The sequence below is a fragment of the Streptomyces sp. x-19 genome (assembly GCF_046549115.1).
Taxonomy (GTDB): Bacteria; Actinomycetota; Actinomycetes; order Streptomycetales; family Streptomycetaceae; genus Streptomyces; species Streptomyces albulus_C.
In genome coordinates this window covers 805501-829734 of the sequence record NZ_JAJPWK010000003.1, presented here as the reverse complement: position 1 = coordinate 829734, position 24234 = coordinate 805501, and the positions used below count along the sequence as shown (strand labels likewise).

Genomic DNA, 24234 nt, shown 5'->3' with positions numbered 1-24234 from the left:
GCCGCTAGAACTCCTCCAGCCGCAATCCGGCGGCGGGGGAGCGAAGGCGGTCCACCATGATCTGCGTCAGCACGGCCCGGCCCGGGAGCGGTCGGCCGGGCACCCTGCGAGCCCTTATCACCCGGTGCACCTCGGCCGGGGCCAGGACCCCATGAAACGGTACAGAACGCCGGTAACGGATACTTGCAAGGTTGCCCGGTCCGGCCGCCGGCCGGCGCCGCGGCGACACCAGACAGAGCCGGGACAGCGGCTAGAGCGGGAAAGGCAAGTCCTCGTGGCAAGGGTTCGAAGAAGAGGACGCGTCGTGGGCGCCGTGCTGGCGGCGGTGCTCGGCGCCTCCCTGGCGGGGTGCAGCAGCACCGGCGGCAAGCGTGCCGAGGAGGAGCGCGCCGCGCAGACCGCGGGCGGGAGGGCCGCCGTGCACACGCCCCGGTGGACCTTCGCGATGGTCACCCACTCGGGAGACGGCGACACCTTCTGGGACATCGTGCAGAACGGCGCCGAGCAGGCCGCCGTCAAGGACAACATCAACTTCGTCTACGCGCACGACAAGGAGGCCCAGCGGCAGAGCCAGCTCGTGCAGTCCTACATCGACCAGAAGGTCGACGGGCTGATCGTCTCGCTGGCCAAGCCGGACGCGATGAAGGACGTGGTCCTCAAGGCCGAGAAGGCCGGCATCCCGGTGATCACGGTGAACTCCGGCGCCGAGGAGTCCAAGGCGTTCGGCGCGCTCACCCACGTCGGGCAGGACGAGACGGTGGCCGGCGAGGCGGTCGGCGAGGAGCTGACCAAGCGCGGCAAGAAGAAGGCCCTGTGCGTCCTGCACGAGCAGGGCAACGTCGGTCACGAGCAGCGCTGCGACGGTGCCGCGAAGACCTTCAAGGGACAGTTCCAGAAGCTCTACGTCGACGGCACCAACATGCCCGACGTCCAGGCGTCCATCGAGTCCAAGCTCCAGGCGGACCCGGACATCGACGCCGTGGTCACCCTCGGCGCACCGTTCGCCCCCACCGCCGCCAAGGCCAAGGAGCAGGCCGGCAGCAAGGCCGAGGTCGACACCTTCGACCTCAACGCGCAGGTCGCGGGCGGACTGGAGGACGGCTCGCTGGGCTTCGCCGTCGACCAGCAGCCCTACCTCCAGGGGTACCAGGCGGTCGACCTGCTGTGGCTGTACAAGTACAACGCCGACGTCCTCGGCGGCGGCAAGCCGGTGTTCACCGGACCCCAGGTGATCACCAAGAAGGACGCCGCCGCGCTCCAGGAGTACACGAAGCGGGGGACCCGATGAGCACGGCCGACGCGCCGACCCGGCAGCCCGCGCCGTCCGGCGGCGCGGGCGACGAGCGGCTGCTGCACCGTTCCCTGGCCCGCCGGCTGATGGGCCGCCCCGAGCTGGGGTCGGTGGTCGGCGCCCTCGCGGTCTTCGTCTTCTTCTCGCTGATCGCCGAACCGTTCCTGCGGCCGGCCAGCCTCTCCACGGTCCTGTACGCCTCCTCGACGATCGGCATCATGGCCGTGCCGGTGGCGCTGCTGATGATCGGCGGGGAGTTCGACCTGTCGGCCGGCGTGATGGTGGTCAGCTCGGCGCTGATCTCGTCGATGTTCAGCTACCAGATGACCGCCAACACCTGGGTCGGCGTCGGGGTGTCGCTGCTGGTCACCCTCGCCATCGGGGTCCTGAACGGGGTGCTGCTGACCCGGACGAAGCTGCCCAGCTTCGTGATCACCCTGGGCACCTTCTTCATGCTCACCGGCCTCAACCTGGGCTTCACCAAACTGGTCAGCGGCACCGTCTCGACCAAGTCGATCGCCGACATGGAGGGCTTCGACTCCGCCCGCGCGGTCTTCGCCTCGCACCTGGACCTCGGCGGCGTCGACATCCAGATCACCATCGTGTGGTGGCTGGCGCTGGTGGCCGTCGCCACCTGGATCCTGCTGCGGACCCGGGCCGGCAACTGGATCTTCGCGGTGGGCGGCAACGCCGACGCGGCCCGGGCGGTCGGCGTCCCGGTCACCCGCACCAAGATCGGCCTCTACATGGGCGTCGCGTTCGCCGCCTGGATCTCGGGCCAGCACCTGCTGTTCTCGTACGACGCGATCCAGTCCGGCGACGGCGTCGGCAACGAGTTCCTGTACATCATCGCGGCGGCGGTCGGCGGCTGTCTGATGACCGGCGGCTTCGGCTCGGCGATCGGCGCCGCGGTCGGCGCGTTCATCTTCGGCATGGCCAGCAAGGGCATCGTCTACGCGCAGTGGAACCCGGACTGGTACAAGTTCTTCCTGGGCGCGATGCTGCTGCTCGCCACGCTCCTGAACGCCTGGGTCCGCAAGCGGGCGGAGGACAAGTCATGACGGCGCTGGTCGAACTCGACGACGTCAGCAAGTTCTACGGCAACGTCAAGGCGCTGACGGGTGTGTCGCTGGAGGTGCACGCGGGCGAGATCACCTGCGTCCTCGGTGACAACGGCGCCGGCAAGTCCACCCTCATCAAGATCATCGCGGGGCTGCACCGGCACGACGCCGGCGCCTTCCGCATCGAGGGCGAAGAGGCCCGGCTCGGCTCCCCGAGGGAGGCCCTGGACCGCGGCATCGCCACGGTCTACCAGGACCTGGCCGTGGTGCCGCTGATGCCGGTGTGGCGGAACTTCTTCCTCGGCTCCGAGCCGAGGACCGGCGTCGGTCCGTTCCGCCGGCTCGACGTGCGCACCATGCGCGAGACCACCCGCGCCGAGCTGCTGCGGATGGGCATCGACCTGCGCGACGTCGACCAGCCCATCGGCACCCTCTCCGGAGGCGAACGACAGTGCGTCGCCATCGCCCGCGCGGTCTACTTCGGTGCCAAGGTCCTCGTCCTGGACGAGCCGACCGCGGCGCTCGGCGTGAAGCAGTCCGGGGTGGTGCTCAAGTACGTCGCGGCCGCCCGGGACGCCGGCCTCGGGGTGGTGTTGATCACCCACAACCCGCACCACGCCTACCTGGTCGGCGACCGCTTCGTCCTGCTCAAACGCGGCACGATGGCCGGCAGCCACCTGAAGTCGGAGATCGCGCTGGAGGAGCTGACCCGCCAAATGGCGGGCGGCAGCGAGCTGGAACAGCTCAGCCACGAACTGGCCCGCACCGGCCCGACGGAGTTCCCCGGCGGTCACCGGCCCGAGTGAACCCGCGCCGCGCCCCGCACCGGCCCCCGGCCGCAGAGCCGTCCGGCGCCCCGCACCGCGGTGCGCCGGACGGTGCGGTTGATGCACAATCGCAGCGGACCATCCACCGAGGCCCCTGGCCTCCCCGACACCCGCAGGGACGAGACGACTCTTGCGCGCACGCAGCCGTCGAGACCGTAACGGCAGCCGCCCCGGCTGTCCCGGCCGCCGTACCGGCGACGAGGTCCGGGGGGTGATCCGATGAGCATGTACCGGGACCGGGCGCACCGCGGGAGCGCCCGCGCCACCGTCCTGCGCACCGTCGGGGCCAGAGAGCGCCGCTCCCACCTGACCGCCCCCCGGGTGCCCACCGTCGGCATCGACATCGGCGGCACCAAGGTGATGGCCGGCGTGGTCGACGCCGACGGCACCATCTTGGAGAAGGTCCGCACCGAGACGCCGGACAAGTCCAAGAGCCCCAAGGTCGTCGAGGACACCATCACCGAGCTGGTTTTGGACCTCTCCGACCGGCACGATGTGCACGCGGTCGGCATCGGCGCGGCCGGCTGGGTCGACGCCGACCGCTCCCGGGTGCTCTTCGCCCCGCACCTGAACTGGCGCAACGAGCCGCTGCGCGACCGGCTCGCCGGCCGGCTGGCGGTTCCGGTGATGGTCGACAACGACGCCAACACCGCGGCCTGGGCGGAGTGGCGGTTCGGCGCCGGCCGCGGCCAGGACCACCTCGTCATGATCACGCTCGGCACCGGCATCGGCGGCGCCATCCTGGAGGACGGCGCCGTCAAGCGCGGCAAGTACGGGGTGGCGGGCGAGTTCGGCCACATGCAGGTGGTCCCCGGCGGGCACCGCTGCCCGTGCGGCAACCGCGGCTGCTGGGAGCAGTACAGCTCCGGCAACGCCCTGGTCCGCGAGGCCCGGGAGCTGGCCGCCGCCGACTCCCCGGTCGCCTACAACATCATCGAGCGGGTCGGCGGACGGGTCGGTGACATCACCGGGCCGCTGATCACCGAGCTGGCCCGGGAGGGCGACGCGATGTGCGTCGAACTCCTCCAGGACATCGGCCAGTGGCTCGGCGTCGGCATCGCCAACCTCGCCGCCGCCCTCGACCCGTCCTGCTTCGTCATCGGCGGTGGCGTCAGCGCCGCCGACGACCTGCTGATCGGCCCGGCCCGGGACGCCTTCCGACGCCACCTCACCGGCCGCGGCTACCGCCCCGAGGCCACCCTCACCAAGGCCCAGCTGGGCCCCGAGGCCGGCATGGTCGGCGCCGCCGACCTGGCCCGCCTGGTGGCCCGCCGCTTCCGGCGCGCCAACCGCCGCCGCGTGGAGCGCTACGAGCGCTACGAACGGTCCGGCCGCCGATGACCGAACCGGACCCCGCCGCCATGCCCGACGAGCACCACCCCACCACCGCGCCCCGCCCCCGGCCGCGTCGGCCCCTGTTGATGGCGCTGGTCATCTTCCTGCTGATCACGATCCCGGCCGGCTACTTCGTCATCTCGGCCGTGCAGAGCCGGGACAGCGGCGAGGACAAGGAGTCCGAGGCCGCCGCCAGCGGCCTGACCAACGCCTTCCCCTCCAAGCTCCAGCAGCGGATCTACGACGTCCCGGTGCCCATCGGCTCCACCCCGGTCTACTACTACGAGACCAACTCCTGGCAGACCAGTTCGCTGTTCGTGCAGTTCCGGACCAACGACTGGGGCCTTGCGAAGTACCTCGCGGCCGTCGGCACCAGCACCGCCGCCCTCAAGAAGGGCGCGGTCCCGATCTCCCCGGAGCAGGCCGCCAAGGTCGGTTGGGACTTCAGCGCCAACTGGCCCTGGCGGGGCGCCACGGTCAACCGCCCGGCGCCGCAGCCGTCCCAGCGCATCGTGGTCAGCGACGACGAGCCGGGGCACCCGGTCGTTTACACCGTTTCGACCGTGCACTTCTGATCTGTTCCCCCCCGCTTCCTTACCCGGGTGTCAGGACCGCGTCACGGCGTCGGTTAGCGTGGTCGGGTGAGCGAGAAGACCCTGCAGCACCGGATCGACGGTCCCGACGGCGCCCCCGTCCTCGTCCTGGGGGCTGCCCTCGGGACGACCTGGCACATGTGGGACCGGCAGATCCCCGACCTGACCCGCCAGTGGCGCGTGATCCGTTTCGACCTGCCCGGGCACGGTGGATCCCCCGCGCACGCGGCGAGTTCCATCGCCGAACTCGCCGACCGGCTCGTCGCCACCCTCGACGCCCTGGGCGTGGAGCGGTTCGGCTACGCGGGCTGCGACATCGGCGGTGCCGTCGGCGCCCAGCTCGCTCTCACCCGTCCGCACCGCGTGACCTCCCTCGCGCTGGTGTCCTCCTCGCCGCGCTACGGCACCGCCGACGCCTGGCGCCAGCGCGGCGTGGTGATCCGCACCAACGGACTCGACCCGATCGCCCGCACCGCGCCCGAGCACTGGTTCACCCCGGGCTTCGCCGGCGCCCAGACGGCCATCGTGGAATGGGCCGTCCAGATGGTGCGGACCACCGACCCCGGCTGCTACATCGCGGCCTGCGAGGCGCTGGCCGCGTACGACGTGCGGTCCTCCCTGGGTCGGGTGGGCGTGCCCACCCTCGTCGTCGTCGGTGCGGAGGACCAGGTCACGCCGACCACCGACGCCCGCACCCTGGTCGCCGGCATACCGGACGCCAGCCTGGCGCTGATCCCGGGCACCTCGCACCTGGCGCCCGTCGAGCAGCCCGCCGCCGTCAGCGAACTCCTGATCCGCCACTTCAGCACCGCCTGGCACGACAAGCCCGGCCCGCCCGCGCTCGGCGCGGCCGCCCCCAAGCCGCAGATCGCGCCGCCGATGCCGACCCACGCCCCGCCCGCCATCGAGTCCGGAACGTCGCAGCCCGCCCAGGTCAGGGGCGGCACGTACGAGCAGGGCGTCAAGGTCCGGCGCGAGGTGCTCGGCGACGCCCACGTGGACCGTGTGGAGGCCGGCACCGACGACTTCAACGCCGACTTCCACGACTTCATCACCCGCTACGCCTGGGGCGAGACCTGGACCCGGCCCGGCCTGGACCGGCGCACCCGCAGTGTCATCACCCTCACCGCGCTGGTCGCCCGCGGCCATCGCGAGGAGCTCGCGCTGCACACCCGCGCCGCCCTCCGCAACGGCCTCACGCCCGCGGAGATCCGCGAGATCCTGCTGCACACCGCGGTCTACTGCGGCGTCCCGGCGGCCAACTCCGCCTTCGCGGTGGCCCAGAAGGTGATACAGGAGGAGACGACGCCGGAGGCGTGAGGCCCCGGCGGGGTTCCGCAGCGGGGCCGGGCGGTTGTCCACAGGTCGGCCGGCAGGCCGTCCCCGCGCGGCAAGATGACCTTCATGGAACTCACCAAGAAGACCCACGCCTGCGTCCGGATCGAGAAGGCCGGGCGCACGCTGGTCATCGACCCCGGGGTGTTCAGCGAGGAGGACGCGGCCGTCGGCGCGGACGCGATCCTGGTGACGCACGAGCACCCGGACCACTTCCACGAGGACCGCCTGCGCCGGGCCATGGAGGCCGATCCGGCGACCGAGATCTGGACCCTGGCCAGCGTCGCCGAGCAGATCGCGGCGGCCTTCCCCGGCCGGGTGCACACCGTCGGCGAGGGCGACGCCTTCACCGCCGCCGGTTTCGACGTCGAGGTGCACGGCCAGCTGCACGCCGTGATCCACCCGGACATCCCGCGCATCACCAACGTCGGATTCCTGCTGGACGGCACCGTCTTCCACCCCGGCGACGCGCTGACCGTCCCCGAGGGCCGCACCGTCGACACCCTCCTGCTCCCGGTCCACGCGCCGTGGAACAAGGTCGCCGAGATCATCGACTACGTCCGCGAGGTCGCCCCGCGCCGGGCCATCGACATCCACGACAGCCTCCTTCAGGACCACGCCCGCCCGATCTACGACTCGTTGATCGGCGCGCTGGGCGGGACCGACCACGGCCGCCTCGCCCCGGGCGCCCGCTCGGCGGTGGGCTGACCGTCAGTGCCGCGCGGTAGGTTTACGGACATGCGCATCGCGACCTGGAACGTCAATTCGATCACCGCCCGCCTCCCCAGGCTGCTGACCTGGCTGGAGCAGTCCGGCACGGACGTGCTGTGCGTCCAGGAGACCAAGTGCTCCGACGAGCAGTTCCCCTACGCCGAGCTCCGCGAGCTCGGCTACGAAGCCGCGGTCAACGCCACCGGCCGGTGGAACGGCGTCGCGCTGCTCTCCAAGGTCGGCCTGACGGACGTGGTCACGGGGCTGCCCGGCGGCCCGGAGTACGAGGGCGTGCAGGAGCCCCGCGCCGTGTCGGCGACCTGCGGCGCGGCCCGGGTCTGGTCGGTCTACGTGCCCAACGGCCGCGAGGTCGACCACGCGCACTACGCCTACAAGCTCGGCTGGTTCGAGGCGCTGAAGACGGCGGTCGCCGAGGACGCGGCGGGCGGCCGCCCGTTCGCGGTCCTCGGTGACTTCAACGTCGCGCCCACCGACGACGACGTCTGGGACCCGGCCGTCTTCGAGGGCCTCACCCACGTCACGCCGGCCGAGCGCGCCGCCCTGGCCGCGCTGCGCGAGGCCGGCCTGTCGGACGTGGTGCCCCGCCCGCTGAAGTACGACCGGCCGTACACCTACTGGGACTACCGCCAGCTGGCCTTCCCCAAGAACCGCGGGATGCGCATCGACCTCGTCTACGGCAACGCCCCCTTCGCCAAGGCCGTCTCGGACGCCTACGTCGACCGCGAGGAGCGCAAGGGCAAGGGCGCCTCGGACCACGCACCCGTGGTGGTCGACCTCGACGTCTGAGCCGGCCGTCCTCCCCGGCGCGCACCGGGGAGGCGTGCGGCGGAGGCGTGCGGGGCACCGGGGCGGCCCCGCAACCGTGCCGCGCGCCTGTGGCCGCGGCGCGGGGGCGGGTGGGACCCTCGCAGCATGAACCTGTCTTTCCTGGACAAGTGGCGAAGGCGCACCGGCGCGGGGGGCTCGGTGCCGCTCGCCGAGTCGGTGCGTGCGGATCCCGAGAGCGTCGTCGAGCTGCTCTCCGAATGCGAGCTGCTACGCGACCAGGCGGCCACCGCCGGCGTCGAACTCGACGACTCCGCACGGTCGTTGGAGGAGCTCGACCAGCTCCAGCCGGTCTGGCGGGACGACCCCGAGGTGCTGCCCTGGCTCGGCAACGACGCCGGGCTCTACCTCGGCACGGTCCTGGTGCGCACGGTGCGCGGCGCGGTCTGGCATGTCTGGCCGGACGGCCAACCGGTGGTGCGGCTGCCCTCCGGCCGGGAGCTCGACGTGGTGGCCGCCGGGCACTCCTGGGCCGACGACGGCGCCCCCGAACTCTCCCAGGTCTACGCCGAGGTCGCGGAGGGCTGACGCACCGGTCCGCGCGTCGCCGCCGTCCGGGGCGGGGGCCGGCGGGTCAGACCCGCCAGGCGCCGTCCCGCATCAGCTCCCGGCCGGCCAGTTCGTTCTCCTCGCGCCAGACCAGCAGCCGGTGCGGGGTGAAGCGGAGGAAGACCCACGCCTCGCGGCCGCGGGGGTTCCAGCCGAGCTTGGTCGCCAGGGCGTCCGCCGCGTCCTGCGGCAGTGCGGCGTTGGCCAGCACCTCGACGGTGCAGTCGGCGAGCACCACGTCCCGGGTGGTCCCCACCGCCACCCGGCTCTCGCCGCGGGCCGCGAGGTTGCGGACGGTGGCGTTGGTGCGCTTGGTGGACATCACCAGGCGTTCGCGGTGCCAGACGAACGACAGCGGCACCAGGGTGGGCGCGCCGTCGGGGGAGGCGGACGAGACCCAGGCGTCCTCTTCGGCGGCCAGCAGCCGCAGGGCGTCCTTCTTGCGTTGCCCGGCGTCGCGGGGCGGGGGGAGCGAGCGCATGGCGGGGAGCGTAACCGGGCGAGTCCGCCGGGCGCTTCGGGCGCGAGCCGTAGGGCGGCGGTCGTAGGTCGCGACCGCCGCCGCGCCGCTCAGTCGCGGACCGGCACCGAGACGTACGAGGGGTCCTCCGCCGGGGAGGAGAACGTCAGTCGGGCGCCGGCGGGGTTCTGGGAGATGTAGAGCGGGTCGACGGTGTCCACGACCACGGCGAGCCGGTGTCCGGCGGGCACGTCGTAGGCGGTGGCGGAGAGGTCCAGGTCCGTGCCGAACGGCCGGCCCGGGGTCTTGTCGTGGAAGGTGAACGGCGCGTGGGTGACCAGCTTGCCCAGGCCCAGCGGGCCGACGTCGTAGAGGTAGGCGATGGCGGTGCCGCTGGCGGCGGTGGGGGTCACGGTGGTGTGCAGGCGGGTGGTGCCGCGCACCCGTTGGCCGCTCTCGTAGGGCGCGGACTGCCAGACGGCGGCGGCCGAGCGCGGCAGCAGCGGGATCGATGCCATCGGCGGCAGCCGGAGGAACTGGTCCAGCATGCTGGAGAGGAAGATCAGGCCGCCGTCGGCGCCGGAGTCGATCCCGGTGCGGATGCGCTGGGTGTTGTCCAGGGCGATCCGGCGGTGTGCGGAGGGGACGTCCTGCCAGCTCTTGTAGCCCTCGTAGGCGCCGGTGGAACGGGACTTGAGCAGGACCGGGGACTCGCGGTCGATGCCGTTGTCGACGTCGCGGAGGTAGTGGTCGAACCAGCGCTGGGCGTCGTTCCAGGTGTCGTTGGGCAGTCCGAGCAGCCCCAGGCCCTCGGCGGTGGCGTGGTCGCCGGGGCGGAACTCCAGTCGCTTGGGGCCCTTGAGCTTCTCGAAGAACGCCGCGTACTGGTCGGGCGGGAAGAGGGAGTCGCCCCAGGCGTTGCCGAGCAGGATCGCGGCGCCGTTGGCGTTGATCCGGTCCAGGTAGGTGGCGGGGGAGCGCTTCCGGCCCCACGCGATCATGTCCTTTTCCTTGGCCATGTTGGCGGTGAGGAAGTCCTTGAGGATCTGCTGGAGTTCGGGGCTGGGGCGTCCGGTCAGCGCGCCGGCGCCGCCGAGCATCGCCGCCGCCTGGAGGTGCGGGGTGCGTCCCCCGTAGATCGAGCCGATGAGGTCGGCCCAGCCGCTGAGCGCCGCGACCGCCTTGATCCGCTTGTCGGACGCGGCGGCCAGCAGGCTGATCCCGGCGCCGTAGGAGACGCCGGCCATCCCGACCTCGTGCGGGTCGGCGGGGGTGTGTGCCAGCGCCCAGTCGATGACCTTGGAGGCGTCGGCGACGTCCTGCGGGCCGGCGGTCTCTATCTGGCCGCCGGACTGCCAGAAGCCGCGCGAGTTGTAGCCGACGACGACGTAGCCGGTGGCGGCCAGTTTGCGGGCCTGCGCGAGGTATTCGACCTGCGGCATCGCCCAGCTGGTGGGCAGCACGATCAGCGGGTGGCGCCGGTCGCCGTCGGCGCCGGCCGGGGTGAAGACGTTCGCCTTGAGGGTGATCCCGCCCGCGCCGGTGATGTCGACGAACCGCAGGGTGGGGGAGGCGCCGGCGGCCGACGGCGCGGAGGCGTCGGGGCGGGCGGGGGCCGGTGCGGCGCTCGCCGGGGCACCGGTGAGGACCGTGGTGGCGAGCACCGTCGCGCAGACGGTGCCGATCGCGGCGCGCAGAGTGGTGCGGGAGGGCGTCATCTTCTGCTCCAGATCTCGACGCGAGCCGCGCGGGACGCTGTCCCAAGGGCCCGGGGGACAGGAGGGGCGCCCGGCGGCTCGATGTGACTGGAGAGTAAGGTCCACCGCTTACCTCTGGTAACCCGTCGGTAGGTTACGGCTGGGTAACGTCGTTGTGCGGCCGGTGAGTTCGAGCTGGCCCCGAGCGTTGGAAGAGGACACGGTGCGGGACGAGGCGCGAGGGAAAGGCCGGGCGGGCATGGCGAACGAGGAGGAGGTGCCGGTGCCCGGCGCGGTGGCGACCCCGTTCGACGCCGGTGAGCGGCGGGCCTGGGCCGGACGGGCCGCGGCCTACGCGCCCGGTTTCGGCCGGCTGTGCGCCTACACGGTGCCGCGCCTGCTGGACGCCGCCGGCGTCGGCGACGGCACGCGGGTGCTGGACGTCGGCACCGGCACCGGCACCGCCGCGGCGGCGGCCTGCGCCCGCGGCGCCCGGGTGACCGCCGTGGACGCCGAACCCGACATGGTGCGCACCGCCGCTGCCGCCGCCCCCACGGCCACGGTCCAGCTCGCCACCCTCCCCCAACTCCCCTTCCCGGACGCCACGTTCGACGCGGTCGTCGGCAACTTCGTCCTCAACCACGTCGGGCGGCCCCGGACCGCCCTCGCGGAACTGCGCCGGGTGACCCGGCCGGGCGGCCGGATCGCGCTGACCGTCTGGGCCGCACCGCCCGCGGCGGGCCAGGCGCTCCTCGGCCGCGCGGTGCGGGCCGCCGGCGTGCCCCGGCCGCCGGACGCCCCCGCCCTCGCTCCCGAGGACGACTTCCCGCGCACCGCGGACGGCTTCGCCACGCTGCTGCGCACCGCCGGCCCGCTGTCCGCGGTCGAGTGCGCCGTGGTGTCCTGGGAGCACCGCACCACGCTGGCGGAGTGGTGGCACGGGCCGGCCGCCGGCGTGGCGACCATCGGCCGGGTCGTCGCCTCCCGGGGGCCCGCCGCCACCGAGCGGATCAGGCGCCACTTCGTCGCGCTGGCGGCCGAGTTCACCGCACCGGACGGCCAACTGGTGCTGCCGCACGCGGCGTTGCTGGCGTCCGGGCGGGTCGCGCCGTAGTCGGCGTGCCGGCCGTCCGCCGGGGCCCGCGGCGCCCCGGGGCGGGCTTCAGTCCTGTGGGGCGGCCGGGGTCGGCAGCGCTGACAGGAACTCCGCCAGCGCCGCGTTGAACTCCTCCGGGCGCTCCAGGTTCGGCATGTGGCCGGCGTCCTCAATGATGGTCAGGCGGGCCTCGGGCACCGCATCGTGGATCACCCGCGCGTCCGCGACCGGCGTGAACTCGTCCGCCGCGCCCACCACGACCAGGGTCGGCACGGTGACCCGCGGCAACAGCCCGGTGTAGTCCGGGCGTTCGGCCCGACCGCGCAGGGCCGCCGCCGCGCCTTCGGGGGAGGCGCCCCGCATCATGCCCAGGACGTGTGCGGCGACCGCCGGCAGCGCGGTGACGTTGGCCGGCGCGATCATCTTGGACAGCACCTCGTGCGCGTAGCCGTCCATGCCCTCCGCGAGCAGGCGTTCCGCGGTCCGCAGCCGTACCGCCCGGTCCTCCGCGGTGTCGGCCGCCGCGAAGGTGTCGGCGAGCAGCAGCGCCCGGATCCGCTCCGGGAACTGCCGGTAGCACTCCATGACGATCTGCCCGCCCATGGACAGTCCGCCCAGGACGCACCGCTCGATGCCGAGGTGGTCGAGCAGGGTGGCGACGTCCCCGGCGAAGGTCTCCAGCGGGGTCTTGCCGGGCACCACCGAACTGCCGCCGTAGCCGCGGAGGTCCGGTGCGATCACCCGCATCCCGGCGCGGCTGAAGTGCGCGGTCTGCGGGCGCCACATCGAGCGGTCGAAGGGGTGCCCGTGGAGGAGCACCAGCGGTTCGCCGCTGCCCTCGTCCTCGTACTCCACCGTGATTCCACCACATTGCACCGATGCCATGACACGCCTCTCCTAGCCGCATCACCTGCGGCCTTCTGCATAGGGAGTTGACGCACCGATGCTATGAGGGGCATTGTCTCGACACAATAGGATCAATGCACTCGGTGCAATGTTGGGGAGGGCGTGCGCATGACGGCGGACGACTACCGGGCCATCGCCGACGAATTCGCCGCGGCCATCGCCGCCGGCCGGCTCCGACCGGGGGACCGGCTGCCGCCGCTGCGCCGGTTCGCCCAACGGCGGCGGATCGCCGACTCGACCGCGGCCCGCGTCTACCGCGAACTGGGCCGCCGCGGCCTGACGGTGGGCGAGGTCGGCCGCGGCACCTTCGTCCGCACGGCACCGCCGGCGACCGAGCCGGCGCTCGCCGAACCCGGCGGCCACCGCATCGACCTGGAGCTCAACTTCCCCGTCCTGCCCGGCCAGCCCGCACTCCTCGCGCGCAGCCTCGGCACGCTGCTCCAGCAGGACGACGCGCTGGCCGCGGCGCTGATCCCGGCCGGCGCCGCCGGCACCCCGGCCGCCCGGGAGCTGGCCGCCGCCCACCTGGCCCGGGCCGGCTGGGCCCCCGACGCCCGCCGGTTGCTCTTCGCCGGCAGCGGCCGCCAGGCGCTCGCCGCCGCCTTCGCCACCCTGGTCCCGCCCGGTGAACGCCTCGGCGTCGAAGCGCTCACCTTCCCCGTCGTCAAGGGCATCGCGACCCGCCTCGGCATCACCCTCGTCCCGCTGGCCATGGACGCGCACGGCGTCACCCCCGACGCCGTGCGCGCCGCCGCCCCGCTGCGCGCGGTCTACCTCCAGCCCGCCCTGCACAACCCGCTCGGCATCACCATGCCGGCCGCCCGCCGCGCCGAGCTCGCCTCGACGGTGCGCGCGCTGGACGTGTCCGTGGTGGAGGACGCCGTCTACGCCTTCCTGCGCCCCGACCTGCCGCCGTTCGCCGCCCTCGCGCCGGAGCGCACGGTGCTCGTCGACAGCCTCTCCAAGCGGCTCGCCCCCGGGCTGACCCTCGGCTTCCTGGTGCCTCCCGATCACGGCGCCGCCCCGGACTTCGCGGCCGCGCTCCGCTCCGGCGCCTGGACGGCCGCCGGTTTCGCGCTACAGGCGGCGGTCCGCTGGCTGGGCGACGGCACGGCCGCCGCCGTCGAAGCGGACAAGCGGGCCGACGCGGCGGCCCGCCAACGGATCGCCGCGGACCGCCTCGCCGGGCAGCGGCTCCGCGCCGACCCGCGCTCCTACCACTGCTGGTGGGAGCTGCCCGAGCCGTGGCGGGCCGACACCTTCGTGGCCGCGGCGGCCCGGCACGGCATCGCGGTCACCCCGTCCGGCGCCTTCGCCGCCGGCCCCGGCCACGTCCCCAACGCGGTCCGGCTGGCGCTGGCCTCCCCGCCCGTCGACGTCCTGGCCGACGCCCTCGACGTGCTGGCCGGGCTGGCCCGCCGGACCCCGGAGGACGCGACGCCGGAGTAGTCGCAGCCCTCGCTGAAAGCCGACTTCCTCGCGGAGGGGCAGTGTTGACGGTGTCACGGTTCGGAGGTCGCCTCCGTGCCGTCCGGGCGGTCGACGTGCGCCATGGCTTCGTTCAGCCGCTCCGGCACCTCGGGCTCTCTCCTTCCGGTCGTTCACGCCGGGGAAGGACCGCTGTGCCGGACCCGACAATCGGTGCCCCCTACGGTCGGGTGGTCAGGGGCGCCCCGACGGCGGGACCTCCTCGCCGGGCCGGACCGGACCCGGCGGCGTGCCGTCGCCGAACGGCCGGCCGCCCAACTCCTCGCGGTGGTGCGGGGTCAGCCAACCGGACAGGTCCGGACCGAGTGGGACGATGCCGGTGGGGTTGATGCCGGTGTGCACCCGGTAGTAGTGCTGCTTGATGTGGTGGAAGTCCACCGTGTCGCCGAATCCGGGGGTCTGGAAGAGGTCCTTGGCGTACGCCCACAGCACCGGGTCCTCGGCCAGCTTGAACCGGTTGCACTTGAAGTGGCCGTGGTAGACGGGGTCGAAGCGGACCAGCGTGGTGAACAGGCGGACGTCCGCCTCGGTGAGCGTGTCCCCGACCAGGTAGCGCCGGTCGGACAGCCGGTCGGCGAGCCGGTCCAACCGCGCGAAGAGCGCGCCGAACGCCTCGTCGTACTCGCCCTGGCCGGTGGCGAATCCGGCCCGGTACACGCCGTTGTTGACGTCCCGGTAGACGTCCGCCATCACCGCGTCGATCTCCGCGCGGTGGGCTTGTGGATAGAGGTCGGGCGCACCGGGCCGGTGCAGCGCCGTCCACTCGGTCGCGAAGTCCAGCGTGAGCTGCTGGAAGTCGTTGGTGACGAGCTGCCCGCTGGGGACGTCGACGAGCGCGGGGACGCTGACGCCGCCGGGGTAGTCGCGCTCGCGGGCGTCGTACGCCTCGCTGAGGAAGCGGATGCCGAGGACCGGGTCGCGCCCGTCGGCGTCGAGGGTGAAGCGCCAGCTGCGGTCGTCCTGGAGCGGGTCGACGACGGCGAGCGACACGGCGTCTTCGAGGCCGAGCAGCCGTCGGGAGATCACCGCGCGGCTCGCCCAGGGGCAGGCGCGGCTGACCACCAGCCGATAGCGGCCGGCCGCCACCGGCCAGCCGTCGCGGCCGTCGGCGGTGACCCGGTCGGCGAAGTGGCTCCGGGAGCGCGTGAAGGGCCGGTGGCCGTACGCGGGGTTGCCGGCGTCGGCGGGAGCGGGGTCGGGGGCGGGCATCGCCGGGTCCTTCCGTAGGGGGCCATGGGGTGGCGTCCCCCCATGACTTCCGCCCCGACGGGGGATTCTCCCGGTGCGTCAGCCGCCCGGCGCACGGTGAATCCTGAGGGAATGTCCGGAGCCCCGCGGAATGCGAAAGCGCCAACTCACCGGTAATTGACGGGATTCACCTATCATCGCCCGATGATCAAGAAGGCAATAGGTGTGGCCCTCGCCGGTGTCGCGTTGCTGGCGCCGACGACGGCCACCGCACAGGAGCAGCATCCGGCCGCCGCGTCCCGCCCCGGCGGCACCGACTGGCAGCGGGTCGGGGACGGCATCACGGCCGGCATCAGCGGCCTGGCGATCGAGGGTCGGCACGGCGCCGCGATCGACGCCGTCGGCGTCCGCGACAACAAGAAGCCGGACCAGAACCGGCTGGTGGCGATAGGTCTGCGCCCCGACGCCGGACCGCAGGTGCAGCCGCTCGACTGGGTCGGCGACCTGCCGGTGGACCTGGAGGCGATCGACGCGGTCCCCGGTCGCCCGCACGAGTTCGTGGCGCTGGCCAGCAGCGGCACCGCCTACCGCGTCGTCCGGGAGGGCGACACCGCGCGGGTGCTCGGCACGTTCCAGCTGCCCGGCATTTCGCCGGACGCCAATTACGAGGGTTTCGCGCTCTTCGTCAGCCACGGGAAAACCGTCGCGGTGTGGGCGGACCGTGGCCAGGACGACCGTCCGGCGACGTTGTCGGCGGCCGTGTGGAATACGGCGGACAACTCCTTCGAAAAGCCGGTCTCGGCGGAATTCCGGGCGCCCTATCCGACGGCTGACGTCCGGCACGTCTCGGACGTGAAGGTCGCCGCGGACGGCCGGTTGACCGTGTCGTCGGCGTCCGACCCGGGGGACGACGGCCCGTTCGCCTCCGCGCTGTACGACGCCGGACGGGTCGGCGTCACCGCGGACGGCCGGGTCCGGCTGACGGTGTCCGAGCGTCCGCGGCGCCTGGCGACGGTCGTCGGCCACAAGGTCGAGGCGCTGGCCTGTCTGCCCGGCTCCCGCAGCGGCGTCCTCGGCTCGGACGACGAGAACGCCGGGGGCTCGGTCGCGGTGGCGGCGTTCTGCCGCCCGTGACGGCGCCGGGCCGCCGGTGAGGCGACCCGTACCGGTGGTCACGTCCGTGCCGTCCCACGGTCGTGCCCCCGTCCGGGCCCCGCGGCCCCTGTGCCGGCAGGTCCGGGCGGCTCAGCCCAGCCGGGTCAGGTCGGGCCGCAGCCGGTGCCAGACCGGATGCCGGATCCGGCCCGCCGAGGTCCAGCCGCTGATGGTGATCTCGGCCACCAGCCGGGGTTCCGTCCAGTGCACCCCCGTCTGGTCCACGGGGTTGACGAACGGCGAGCGGTCCAGCGGGATCACGCCGAGGTAGCTCGCCAGTTCCCGTCGCTCGGCGTCGGACAGGCCCGACCCGACGGCGCCCACGAACCGCAGCCCACCCGGTTCCACCACGCCCGCCAGTACCGACCCGGGCAGCCCGCCGAGCGCCCCGTGCCCCTCCGTCCAGCCGCCGATGACGACGTCCAGCGTCTCCACGTGCTTGGTCTTGACCCAGTCGGGCGAGCGCACCCCGGGGAGGTAAGGCGAGGACAACCGCTTGGCCACCACGCCTTCCAGGCCGCCGCGCAGCGCCGCCTGCCACGCCCGGTCGCCGTGGCCGGCCAGGTACCCCGGCACCGACCAGTTGGGGCCGGCCAGCCCGAGGCCCTCCAACACCGCCCGCCGCGCGTGGTACGGCGCGTCCACCAGCGGCCCGGCCAGGTACATCACGTCGAACAGCACCAGCTGCGCCGGCACCTCCATCGCCAGCCGGGCGGTGCGGCGCGGGTTGAGCACGCCCATCCGACGCTGCAACAGCCCGAAGTCCGGCCGCCCGGACGGGTCCAGCACCACCACCTCGCCGTCCAGCACGGCGGGGCGCCCGCGCAACTGCTGCCCGAGCGGTCCCAGCTCCGGGTAGGTGGTGGTGGCGTCGTTGCCGGCCCGGGTGACCAGCCGGACGGTGCCGTCGCCCGGCGCGTTGACCAGGCACCGGGCCCCGTCCCACTTGGCTTCGAACGCCCAGTCGACCTGCTCGTGCTCGGGCGGCAGCGGCCCGAGCACGGCCAGCATCGGCCGGATCACGGGATACGGGGGCGGGGCCGCGCCGCCGCCCCCGGGGGTCGGGGCCATACTCCGATGATCGGCGGCCCCGCTGGTCCCCGCAGGGCGGGCCGCGGCCGTTCGGCCCGCGGTCAGCGCGGTGGCACCCCGGACCGTCCGACCGGTTCCGCGGGCCGCGGGGGCTCGGGGCGCGGTGACTCCACCGGCCCGGGGGCCCGGGCCGGCACGGCCCGCGCCAGCCACCACGGCGTCCACCAGGCCCGCCGCCCCAGCAGCGCCAGCAGCGCCGGCACCAGCACCAGCCGCACCACCGTCGCGTCGAGCAGCACGCCCACCGCCAGACCCAGCCCGAGCATCCGCACCGCCACGTCGTCGCTCAGCACGAAGGCGGCGAAGACGCCCGCCGTCACCAGCGCGGCACCGGCGAGGACCGCCGGGGCGGGGGAGCGGCCCGGGGGCGGGTCCGCGTGCCGCGGCCGGCCGGGGCGGACCGGGGAGAGCGCGAGGAGCGCGGAGCCCGTGCTCACTCCGGCGAGGACCGCGCACAACGTCACCGGGACGTGCCCCTCCACCGGAACGGGCCCGGCGACGCCCAGCACCGGGCCGCCCCAGCCCCACTGGAAGACGGCCACCACCACCCCCACGGACGCCGCGAGCGTCAGCCCGGTGCACACCGCGGCCTGCACCGCAATCAGCACGCCCCGGCACAGCAGCAGGACGTTCAGGAACGCCAGGCCGACCAGCACCACGATGATCAGCGGCTGCCGGGCGGCGAGCAGGGCCACGAAGTCGACCCGCGCCGCGGTGGCGCCCGTGACGTAGCCGTGCGCCTCGTACCCGCGGACCGCCCGCGGCAGCACGGAGTCCCTCAGCCGCCGGGTGAGCGCGGTGGTCGCCGCGTCCTGCGGGTCCGTCAGCGGTTGGGCGGTGGCGGAGAGCACCGCGCCGTCCGGGGACGGCCGCAGCGGGGTGACCGTGGCGGTGCCGGGGATCCGCCCGAGGACGCGCCGGGCCTGGTCCGCGAGCGCCGGGCGGTCCGCCTCCGGCACCGCGGTGCGGTCGATGACCAGCGTCAGCGGCCCGTTCGCGCCGGGGCCGAACGCGGCGGCCATCAGGTCGTGCGCCCGGCGGCCGGTGGACGACGGCGGGTCCGCGCCCTCGTCGACGTGCCCCGGCCGCAGCGACCACGCCGGGACCGCGAGCACCGCGAGCACCAGCACCGCGCCCACCAGGTACGGCCACGGGTGGTGCGCCGCCCGGCGTGGGCCGGGTGCCGGGACCCCCGCGGCGCCCGGACGGGGCACCCGGAACCGTTCGATCCGCCGGCCCAGCAGCCCGAGCAGGGCGGGTACCAGGGTCAGCGCCGTGAGGACCGCGGTGACGACGGCGAGCGCCGCGGCGACGCCCACCCCGGTGAGGAACCCGATGCCGGCCAGCGGCAGCCCGGCCAGCGCGAGCAGCACCGTGCCCCCGCAGCGCAGTACCGTCCGGCCGCTGCTCGCCACCGCCCGCCCCGCGGCGACCGCCGCCGGCGCGCCGTCCGCCAGGTACTGCCGGTGACGGGCGATCAGGAGCAGCGCGGCGTCGATCCCGACGCCGAGGCCGAGCATGGTGGCCACCGCGGGGGAGCGGGTGGCGAAGGGGAAGGCGGCGCCGAGCAGCCCCAGGCAGCCCAGTCCGCCGACCACGCCGATCAACGCGGTCAGCAGCGGCACCCCGGCGGCCAGGGCGCTGCCGCACCCGGCCAGCAGCACCAGCAGCGCCACCGCGCACCCGACCAGTTCGCCCGGCCGGTCGTCGCCGGCCGGCCGTGCCAGGTCGCCGAGCACCCCGCCGTACTCGACGCGGACGCCCGCGGCGCGCAGCGGTGCCACCGCCCGGTCCACGCCGGCCAGGACGTCCGTCCCCAGGTCGGCGGGGGTGTCGCGGAGGTGGAGCGTGAGGTAGCCGGTCCGGCCGTCGGCGGTCAGTGGCCCGGTGTGCGCCGGGCCGGGCGGCGGGGCTGCGGGCCGGGCGCCGGGCGGTGGCAGCGGGCTCTGCGCGGACCGCACCGCCGGCAGCCGGGCCAGCGCCGCCCGGGCGTTCGTGATCCGGTCGGCGACCTCGGTCAGCGGTCGGTCGGCGTGCAGTACCACCTGGCCGGTGTCCCCGCCGGCGGTCGGGTGGTGGGCGGTGAGGACCGCGCGGCCCCGGGTGGACTGGGCGCCGGGGAGCCAGAAGTCGTCGGCGTACCGCCCGCCGCACGTCCGCTGGAGCACCTGGACCGCGGCCAGTCCCACCAGCCACAGCACGACGACGACCACGGCGTGCCGGGCACACCACTCCCCGAGGCGTCGCAGTGCGCCCTCGGGACGCCGGCGGTCCGGCGCTTTCGGTGACGACATGCCTCGCATTCAAGGCGCGTTCGGCCGCGGCGGCATGCGGGGGGAGCGAGACGGGTGGTGCGGCCGCGGGCGTACGGGGCGGGGCGCCGCCGTACCGGGGCACGGGGGGGGAGGGGGAAGCCCCGGCCGGACGGGGGAACCCAGCCGGGGCTGCTCGTGGGGCGCGGCCCATGGGGCACGCCGCCAATTGAACGATAAACCATTCTTCGGCGTTCCGACGCCCCGGGTGACCACGCTCACGCCCGCCCCGTCAGGGGCTGACCGCCAGCACGAGGTACGCCGCGAACAGCGTCAGGTGGACGCTGCCCTGGAGCACGGTGGCCCGGCCGGGCACGACCGTCAGGGTGCCGACGGTGACGGTGAGCGCCAGCAGCACCATGTGGCTGGCGCCCAGGCCCAGCACGAGCGGGCCCTTGAGCCAGATGGTGGCCAGCGCGACCGCGGGGATCGTCAGGCCGATGCTGGCCATCGCCGAGCCCAGGCCGAGGTTGATGCTGGTCTGCATCCGGTCCCGGCGGGCCGCCCGGACCGCCGCGATGGTCTCCGGCAGCAGCACCAGCAGCGCGATCACCACGCCCACCACCGACGACGGCAGGCCCGCCGAGGCCACCCCGGTCTCGATGGTGGGCGAGACCGCCTTGGCCAGCCCGACCACCGCGACCAACGCCAGCACCAACAGTCCCAGACTGCTCAGTGCGGCCCTGAGGGACGGCGGGTCGGCGTGGTCCTCGGTGTCGATCACCTCGCCGGCCGTGGTGAGCGGCAGGAAGTAGTCCCGGTGCCGGATGGTCTGGGTGGTGACGAACAGGCCGTACAGCGCCAGCGCCGCGAGCGCCGCGAAGACCAGCTGCGGACCGGAGAACTGCGGCCCGGGCGTCGTGGTGGTGAAGGACGGCAGCACCAGGCTCAGTCCGGCCAGCGTGGCGACCGAGGCCAGCTCCGCCCCGGTGCCCTCGGCGTTGAAGACCGCCACCCGCCGCTTGAGCGCGCCGATCAGGAGGCAGAGCCCGACGATGCCGTTACAGGTGATCATGACGGCGGCGAAGACCGTGTCCCGCGCCAGCCCGGCGCTCTTCTCCCCGCCGTCGACCATCAACGTGACGATCAGCGCCACCTCGATGATGGTCACCGCGACCGCCAGCACCAGCGACCCGAACGGCTCGCCCACCCGGTGCGCGATCACCTCCGCGTGATGGACCGCGGCCAGCACCGCCGCGGCCAGGAACAGCGACACCACGCCCACCAGCGCGCTGGGCAGCGTCCGGCCCCAGATGAAAGCGAGCAGCACCACCGCCAGGACCGGCAGCACACCGGTCCAGTGCACCAAGGGCGTTCGCGGCCGGGGAGTCATGCCCCGAGCTTGGCAGAGAAGCCGGACCCCCGCCCGTCGGTGAAGCCGCCTCAGGCCGTCGCCCGGTGCTGCCCCTTGGTCTCCGGCGGAGCCAGCGCCGCCTTGCTGACATCGGCCACCAGCTCCACCACATCGGGCCCGTACGCCTGCGAGTTGACGACCTTCAGCAGCAGCGCGAACTGCCCGTCCGCGCCGTACCGGCGGGCCAGCCGGGACCGGTTGCGGACCAGGTGGCGCACCGCCGCCCGGTGGGTGACCGGCCGCTGACCGGCCGCCAGGAACACCGGCCGACCGCCCTCCCCGGCCGTCAGCCGGGCCAGCAGTACGTGCTCCACCGCCCCCGGCTCCACCCGGTACGCCGTCCCGCCGATGGTGAGGGTGCCCCGGCCGGCGCCGGTCGCGTCACCCGGGTGGACCGCGACGCCCGGCAGCAGGTTCGCCATGTGGGCCGCCAGCCGGCGGTGCGCGGTCGGGTCGCCGACGCAGAACTCGGTCCGCGCCCCGAAGCCCTGGAGCCCGGTGTCGTGCGGGGCGACCTCCGGGTGCGCACCGCAGTTCTCGACCACCGAGGCCAGCCCCAGCAGCGCCAGCGCGTCGTGCCGCGGGATGCTCCACTGGGCCGCGGCGCTGTCCCGGTGGGTGACCAGGACGCACTCGGAGCCGTCGGGCAGCCCGAAGAAGTCCTGTTCGCGGGCGTGCTTCCGGCGGGCCACCGCAGAGGGTCCGGCCCAGCCGGCGGCCAGCCCCACCAGGAGGGCGACCGCCGCGGTCAGGAGCAGCAGGGTGTCGTTCATGGCGGGCGAGCGTAGCGGCTGTCGGGCGGGTGTTCGAGGCCGGCCCGCCGGTCCGCGCCGCTTGCCCGGAACCGTCCCGAATCGGCGGGAGCGTACGCCTTCGGCCCCGAACCGTCCCCGCGTCCGCGCCGCCCCGAACGGCGCAGCCGCACCCTGAAGCACCCCCTGTCGGCACGGTGTTGGCCCCGGTAGGCTCCGGCCCCTGCCGCCCCCCATCGCGCAGCCCTTGGAGGAATTCCAGGTATGTCGAACGCCCGACGTCTCACCGTCCTGGGAGTCGCGGCCGCACTGGCCGGTTCCCTGATGGCCGTCCCGGCCGCCGCCCGGACCGCGGCACCCCGCCCCGGCCCCGCCGCCGAACACGCCGAACACGCCGAATACGCCGAAGACACAGCCGCCCCCGCCAAGACCCCGGTCGCCGTCGGCTACGGCGGAGCGGTCTCCAGCGTCGACGCGGACGCCTCGGCCGCCGGCATCGAGGTGCTCCGCAAGGGCGGCAACGCGGTCGACGCCGCGGTCGCCACCGCCGCCGCCCTCGGCGTCACGGAGCCCTACTCCGCCGGCGTCGGAGGCGGCGGCTACTTCGTCTACTACGACGCCAAGTCCAAGACCGTCCGCACCCTCGACGGCCGCGAGACCGCCCCCCGCTCCGCCACCAAGGCCCTCTTCCTGGAGAACGGCAAGCCGATACCGTTCGACGACGCGGTCACCAGCGGACTCAGCATCGGCACCCCCGGCACCCCCGCCACCTGGGACAGCGCCCTCAAGAAGTGGGGCAGTCGCTCCCTGGCGCAGGTGCTCCAGCCGGCCGAGAAGATCGCCGCGAACGGCTTCACCGTCGACGCGACCTTCCGCCAGCAGACCGCCGACAACGAGGCGCGGTTCCGCGACTTCCCGGCCACCGCCGACCTCTTCCTGCCCGGCGGCAAGCTCCCCGTCGTCGGCTCGACCCTGAAGAACCCCGATCTGGCCCGCACCTACCGCGAGTTGGGGCAGCAGGGCGTCGGCGCGCTCTACCGCGGCGACATCGGCCGGGACATCGTCCGCACCGTCCAGCAGCCCCCCGTCCGCTCCGGCGCCACCCGCAAGGTCCGGCCCGGCGACCTGACCGCCGCCGACCTGCGCGCCTACCGCACGCTCAGCCACCGCCCGACCCACACCACCTACCGCGGCCTGGACGTCTACGGCATCGCCCCGTCGTCCTCCGGCGGCACCAGCGTCGCCGAAGCCCTCAACATCCTGGAGAGGAGCGACCTCTCGCACCTGTCCGAGGCGCAGTTCCTGCACCGCTACATCGAGGCCAGCCGGATCGCCTTCGCCGACCGCGGCCGCTGGGTCGGCGACCCGGCCTACGAGAACGTCCCCGTCAAGGGCCTCACCTCCAAGCGGTTCGCCGCCTCCCGGGAGTGCCTGATCCACGACGACAAGGCGCTCACCAGCCCGCTCGCGCCCGGCGACCCGCGCCACCCGACGCCCTGCGGCACCACCGGCAAGGCCGCGCCGACGACGTACGAGGGCGAGAACACCACCCACCTCACCGCCGCCGACAAGTGGGGCAACGTCGTCGCCTACACCCTCACCATCGAGCAGACCGGCGGCAGCGGCATCGCCGTCCCCGGCCGTGGCTTCCTGCTCAACAACGAACTGACCGACTTCTCCTTCGCCCCCGCCGACCCGGCCGTGCACGACCCGAACCTGCCCGGCCCCGGCAAGCGGCCGCGCTCCTCCATCTCCCCGACCGTCGTGCTGCGCCACGGCGACCCCGTACTGGCGCTGGGCTCGCCCGGCGGCGCCACCATCATCACCACCGTGCTGCAGACCCTGGTCAACCACCTCGACCGCGGGATGTCGCTGGTCGACGCCATCGCGGCGCCGCGCGCCAGCCAGCGCAACGCCGCCGCCACCGAGCTCGAACCGGCACTGTGGAACAGCCCGCTGCGCAAGCAACTCGAAGCCCTCGGCCACACCTTCAAGCTGAACCCGGAGATCGGCGCGGCCACCGGGGTGCAACGCCTGCCGGACGGCCGCTGGCTCGCGGCGGCCGAGAAGGTCCGGCGCGGCGGCGGCTCGGCGAGGGTCGTCCAGCCGGCGCCGTGACGCTCCCGCGCGGGGCGGCCGGCGACCGGCGAGGCGCCTGCGAGGCCGCCCGGGCGGGCCGTGTGTGC

At 74.2% G+C, this 24234-nt stretch carries 21 protein-coding genes; 13 read left to right on the top strand and 8 right to left on the bottom strand.

Annotation, left to right across the window (positions count from 1 at the left end; translation table 11 throughout):
- Positions 1-313 precede the first annotated feature (313 nt).
- The 9 genes from ACLJT4_RS12355 to ACLJT4_RS12315 all read left to right on the top strand — a co-directional run bounded on the left by ACLJT4_RS12355 (position 314) and on the right by ACLJT4_RS12315 (position 8527).
- Entirely contained in the window at positions 314-1288 is a 975-nt protein-coding gene (locus ACLJT4_RS12355) for a sugar ABC transporter substrate-binding protein (RefSeq protein ID WP_411122373.1), read from the top strand.
- A complete protein-coding gene (locus ACLJT4_RS12350) occupies positions 1285-2352 on the top strand; it encodes an ABC transporter permease (RefSeq protein WP_411122310.1) in 1068 nt (355 codons plus the stop codon). The genes ACLJT4_RS12355 and ACLJT4_RS12350 overlap by 4 nt, the downstream gene beginning before the upstream one ends.
- Entirely contained in the window at positions 2349-3158 is an 810-nt protein-coding gene (locus ACLJT4_RS12345) for an ATP-binding cassette domain-containing protein (RefSeq protein ID WP_411122309.1), read from the top strand. Before ACLJT4_RS12350 ends, ACLJT4_RS12345 begins: the two co-directional genes overlap by 4 nt.
- Before the next feature lie 240 nt (positions 3159-3398).
- Positions 3399-4520 (top strand): ROK family glucokinase, encoded by a 1122-nt coding sequence (locus tag ACLJT4_RS12340; RefSeq protein ID WP_233661560.1) that lies wholly within the window; start codon positions 3399-3401, stop codon positions 4518-4520.
- Complete coding sequence (locus ACLJT4_RS12335) at positions 4517-5089, top strand: hypothetical protein (protein WP_411122308.1); 573 nt, start codon at positions 4517-4519, stop codon at positions 5087-5089. Before ACLJT4_RS12340 ends, ACLJT4_RS12335 begins: the two co-directional genes overlap by 4 nt.
- 66 nt (positions 5090-5155) lie before the next feature.
- Positions 5156-6427, top strand: a complete 1272-nt coding sequence (pcaC, locus tag ACLJT4_RS12330) for a 4-carboxymuconolactone decarboxylase (protein ID WP_411122307.1) — start codon at positions 5156-5158, stop codon at positions 6425-6427.
- Between the two features lie 84 nt (positions 6428-6511).
- On the top strand, positions 6512-7150 hold the full coding sequence (locus ACLJT4_RS12325; RefSeq protein ID WP_411122306.1) for an MBL fold metallo-hydrolase: 639 nt from the start codon (positions 6512-6514) through the stop codon (positions 7148-7150).
- 30 nt (positions 7151-7180) lie between these two features.
- Complete coding sequence (locus tag ACLJT4_RS12320) at positions 7181-7960, top strand: exodeoxyribonuclease III (RefSeq protein WP_411122305.1); 780 nt, start codon at positions 7181-7183, stop codon at positions 7958-7960.
- A 126-nt stretch (positions 7961-8086) separates the two neighbouring features.
- Positions 8087-8527, top strand: coding sequence for a DUF6278 family protein (locus ACLJT4_RS12315; RefSeq protein WP_411122304.1), 441 nt, complete (start codon positions 8087-8089; stop codon positions 8525-8527).
- Between the two features lie 46 nt (positions 8528-8573).
- On the opposite strand, the gene ACLJT4_RS12310 is transcribed toward ACLJT4_RS12315, so the two are convergent.
- Positions 8574-9029 carry a pyridoxamine 5'-phosphate oxidase family protein gene (locus ACLJT4_RS12310; RefSeq protein WP_411122303.1) on the bottom strand — a complete coding sequence of 152 codons (456 nt, stop codon included), beginning with the start codon at positions 9027-9029 and terminating at the stop codon, positions 8574-8576.
- Positions 9030-9118: 89 nt separating this feature from the next.
- Positions 9119-10726 (bottom strand): CocE/NonD family hydrolase, encoded by a 1608-nt coding sequence (locus ACLJT4_RS12305; RefSeq protein ID WP_411122302.1) that lies wholly within the window; start codon positions 10724-10726, stop codon positions 9119-9121.
- 238 nt (positions 10727-10964) lie between these two features.
- On the opposite strand from ACLJT4_RS12305, the gene ACLJT4_RS12300 reads away from it, so the two are divergent.
- On the top strand, positions 10965-11819 hold the full coding sequence (locus ACLJT4_RS12300) for a class I SAM-dependent methyltransferase (RefSeq protein WP_411122301.1): 855 nt from the start codon (positions 10965-10967) through the stop codon (positions 11817-11819).
- 48 nt (positions 11820-11867) lie between these two features.
- On the opposite strand, the gene ACLJT4_RS12295 is transcribed toward ACLJT4_RS12300, so the two are convergent.
- Complete coding sequence (locus ACLJT4_RS12295) at positions 11868-12686, bottom strand: alpha/beta fold hydrolase (RefSeq protein ID WP_411122300.1); 819 nt, start codon at positions 12684-12686, stop codon at positions 11868-11870.
- Between the two features lie 129 nt (positions 12687-12815).
- Here ACLJT4_RS12295 and ACLJT4_RS12290 point away from each other — a divergent pair, with 129 nt between their 5' ends.
- Positions 12816-14156 carry a PLP-dependent aminotransferase family protein gene (locus tag ACLJT4_RS12290; protein WP_411122299.1) on the top strand — a complete coding sequence of 447 codons (1341 nt, stop codon included), beginning with the start codon at positions 12816-12818 and terminating at the stop codon, positions 14154-14156.
- A 213-nt stretch (positions 14157-14369) separates the two neighbouring features.
- Here the strand turns inward: ACLJT4_RS12290 and ACLJT4_RS12285 are convergent, their stop codons facing one another.
- Positions 14370-15404, bottom strand: coding sequence for a glutathione S-transferase family protein (locus tag ACLJT4_RS12285; protein WP_411122298.1), 1035 nt, complete (start codon positions 15402-15404; stop codon positions 14370-14372).
- A gap of 183 nt (positions 15405-15587) precedes the next feature.
- Between ACLJT4_RS12285 and ACLJT4_RS12280 the strand changes: the two genes are divergently transcribed.
- The gene (locus ACLJT4_RS12280; RefSeq protein ID WP_411122297.1) at positions 15588-16517 is read left to right on the top strand and encodes a hypothetical protein; all 930 of its coding nucleotides are present in this window, start codon (positions 15588-15590) and stop codon (positions 16515-16517) included.
- A 111-nt stretch (positions 16518-16628) separates the two neighbouring features.
- On the opposite strand, the gene ligD is transcribed toward ACLJT4_RS12280, so the two are convergent.
- The 4 genes from ligD to ACLJT4_RS12260 all read right to left on the bottom strand — a co-directional run bounded on the left by ligD (position 16629) and on the right by ACLJT4_RS12260 (position 22069).
- Complete coding sequence (ligD, locus tag ACLJT4_RS12275; protein ID WP_411122296.1) at positions 16629-17609, bottom strand: non-homologous end-joining DNA ligase; 981 nt, start codon at positions 17607-17609, stop codon at positions 16629-16631.
- 62 nt (positions 17610-17671) lie between these two features.
- Entirely contained in the window at positions 17672-19924 is a 2253-nt protein-coding gene (locus tag ACLJT4_RS12270; protein WP_411122295.1) for an MMPL family transporter, read from the bottom strand.
- Positions 19925-20174: 250 nt separating this feature from the next.
- Entirely contained in the window at positions 20175-21275 is a 1101-nt protein-coding gene (locus ACLJT4_RS12265; RefSeq protein ID WP_411122294.1) for a calcium:proton antiporter, read from the bottom strand.
- 50 nt (positions 21276-21325) lie between these two features.
- Entirely contained in the window at positions 21326-22069 is a 744-nt protein-coding gene (locus ACLJT4_RS12260) for a hypothetical protein (RefSeq protein ID WP_411122293.1), read from the bottom strand.
- A 243-nt stretch (positions 22070-22312) separates the two neighbouring features.
- Between ACLJT4_RS12260 and ggt the strand changes: the two genes are divergently transcribed.
- Complete coding sequence (ggt, locus tag ACLJT4_RS12255) at positions 22313-24166, top strand: gamma-glutamyltransferase (protein ID WP_411122292.1); 1854 nt, start codon at positions 22313-22315, stop codon at positions 24164-24166.
- The last annotated feature ends 68 nt before the right edge of the window (positions 24167-24234 follow it).

Bases quoted from the DNA above. Each gene is read 5' to 3' on its own strand.
- ACLJT4_RS12345 (WP_411122309.1), top strand. From the start codon at position 2,349: ATGACGGCGCTGGTCGAACTCGACGACGTCAGCAAGTTCTACGGCAAC.
- ACLJT4_RS12265 (WP_411122294.1), bottom strand. From the start codon at position 21,275: ATGACTCCCCGGCCGCGAACGCCCTTGGTGCACTGGACCGGTGTGCTG.
- ACLJT4_RS12270 (WP_411122295.1), bottom strand. From the start codon at position 19,924: ATGTCGTCACCGAAAGCGCCGGACCGCCGGCGTCCCGAGGGCGCACTG.
- ACLJT4_RS12300 (WP_411122301.1), top strand. From the start codon at position 10,965: ATGGCGAACGAGGAGGAGGTGCCGGTGCCCGGCGCGGTGGCGACCCCG.
- ligD (WP_411122296.1), bottom strand. From the start codon at position 17,609: ATGGCCCCGACCCCCGGGGGCGGCGGCGCGGCCCCGCCCCCGTATCCC.
- ACLJT4_RS12260 (WP_411122293.1), bottom strand. From the start codon at position 22,069: ATGAACGACACCCTGCTGCTCCTGACCGCGGCGGTCGCCCTCCTGGTG.
- ACLJT4_RS12295 (WP_411122300.1), bottom strand. From the start codon at position 12,686: ATGGCATCGGTGCAATGTGGTGGAATCACGGTGGAGTACGAGGACGAG.
- ACLJT4_RS12325 (WP_411122306.1), top strand. From the start codon at position 6,512: ATGGAACTCACCAAGAAGACCCACGCCTGCGTCCGGATCGAGAAGGCC.
- ACLJT4_RS12320 (WP_411122305.1), top strand. From the start codon at position 7,181: ATGCGCATCGCGACCTGGAACGTCAATTCGATCACCGCCCGCCTCCCC.
- ACLJT4_RS12290 (WP_411122299.1), top strand. From the start codon at position 12,816: ATGACGGCGGACGACTACCGGGCCATCGCCGACGAATTCGCCGCGGCC.
- ACLJT4_RS12350 (WP_411122310.1), top strand. From the start codon at position 1,285: ATGAGCACGGCCGACGCGCCGACCCGGCAGCCCGCGCCGTCCGGCGGC.
- ACLJT4_RS12335 (WP_411122308.1), top strand. From the start codon at position 4,517: ATGACCGAACCGGACCCCGCCGCCATGCCCGACGAGCACCACCCCACC.
- ACLJT4_RS12315 (WP_411122304.1), top strand. From the start codon at position 8,087: ATGAACCTGTCTTTCCTGGACAAGTGGCGAAGGCGCACCGGCGCGGGG.
- ACLJT4_RS12285 (WP_411122298.1), bottom strand. From the start codon at position 15,404: ATGCCCGCCCCCGACCCCGCTCCCGCCGACGCCGGCAACCCCGCGTAC.
- ACLJT4_RS12280 (WP_411122297.1), top strand. From the start codon at position 15,588: ATGATCAAGAAGGCAATAGGTGTGGCCCTCGCCGGTGTCGCGTTGCTG.
- ACLJT4_RS12305 (WP_411122302.1), bottom strand. From the start codon at position 10,726: ATGACGCCCTCCCGCACCACTCTGCGCGCCGCGATCGGCACCGTCTGC.
- ACLJT4_RS12340 (WP_233661560.1), top strand. From the start codon at position 3,399: ATGAGCATGTACCGGGACCGGGCGCACCGCGGGAGCGCCCGCGCCACC.
- ggt (WP_411122292.1), top strand. From the start codon at position 22,313: ATGTCGAACGCCCGACGTCTCACCGTCCTGGGAGTCGCGGCCGCACTG.
- ACLJT4_RS12310 (WP_411122303.1), bottom strand. From the start codon at position 9,029: ATGCGCTCGCTCCCCCCGCCCCGCGACGCCGGGCAACGCAAGAAGGAC.